The sequence below is a fragment of the Paraburkholderia sp. SIMBA_054 genome, assembly GCF_046534875.1.
Classification (GTDB): Bacteria; Pseudomonadota; Gammaproteobacteria; order Burkholderiales; family Burkholderiaceae; genus Paraburkholderia; species Paraburkholderia hospita.
Map to the genome: position 1 here is coordinate 1 of NZ_JAWRXV010000170.1, position 1,229 is coordinate 1,229.

Consider the following 1,229-nt stretch of genomic DNA (forward strand, 5'->3'; position numbering starts at 1 on the left):
GACCGCCGAAACCCGCCAGCGCGCCGCAAACGAAGCAGACCTTCGCCGCAACACCGGCCAACAGCCAGTCTGCAAGGCGACGGCCACGCGAAGCGACGGCATCGAGAAGTGCATTGCGGCGTCGCTCAGTCGCAATCGACACCGCGAACAGAAACGCCGCAACTGCAAGCACCATGAGCAGCCGCTTCCCGACTTCAGGGCTGACGAGTTCTTCGTGATGAAGGACGGCTCGCGCGAGCGACTGAAGCACCGGCACGACCGCGTAGTGGTTGGCCGCATACGAAACCGCAGCGCCAGCCACCGCGGACTGGGCGCAACGAATGAACATCTTGCCGACCGGAGTCGACGGTTTTTGTGGGGTCATTGAGACTCCTCCAGTTTGAGATTGGGAATTCGATGCCCCGCCGAAGCGGGGACATCAGAGAGGTATAGCGTCGCGCCCAGAACGGGTACGACTCAGACGGAGACCTTGGCCTTCGCAGGCTTTCTGGTCTTTTTCACAGGTGGCTTTGGCGCGTCATAGCCAAAGCGCGCCCATGCCGCCGGATCGATGGGAATCGGATTCGTTCGCCCCGTTGCGAGGTTCACGAATACGCCCGAGAAGTTGAGGCCACCATTGCGAAACAGTGACCACAACAGGTTGAACGCCTGCACCGAGATCGCCTGATTGATGACCAGCGACTGCTTGCGCAGTGCATCGGCCATCGAACAGGACGGCGCATCGTCGCCCTTGTCATTCTTCGGATTCAGCAGGTCCGGAAACAGATCGCCCACATGGGGCAACCTGTCACGCCGTGCCTTGCCGAACTCGCCGAGAATCACCTGGCCACGATCCGTCTCGTTGCCGCAGTCAAGGTAATAACGAACCTTGCCGCGCTTCGCCGCCTGCGCGATCGCGTAACGCGCACGGCGCGAATCAACGCAGCCGATCACCATATCCGCGTACAGATTCAGCTTCGAATCGACGCGTCGCGGCTCGGCCTTCCAGTTCGTGCCCATCAGCAGGTTCAGCCGGTTGACCAGCAACGTCGCCTTGTACTGGCCGACGTCGTTGGGATAGAAGCCCTGCCTGCCAACGTTGAACTCGCTGACCGTGTCGTCGTCATAGACCACGCATTCAATTCCGCCCGGGTGTCCGAGCTCGATCATTGCGTGATGCAGCCGCGCAAGCGAGGGAAGCAAGGCGCTGCCGGTACCGCCAGCGCCCACAACCACCACCTTCCACGGCC

2 protein-coding genes are annotated in these 1,229 nt (G+C 61.6%); both read right to left on the reverse strand.

Features of this window, described 5'->3' with window-relative positions; translation table 11 throughout:
- Positions 1-364: hypothetical protein (locus tag SB822_RS54535; RefSeq protein WP_410858777.1), on the reverse strand; the 364-nt coding region annotated here is incomplete at its 3' end.
- A 92-nt stretch (positions 365-456) separates the two neighbouring features.
- Positions 457-1,229 (reverse strand): PRTRC system ThiF family protein (locus SB822_RS54540; RefSeq protein ID WP_410858778.1); only part of this gene is annotated, 773 nt, incomplete at its 5' end.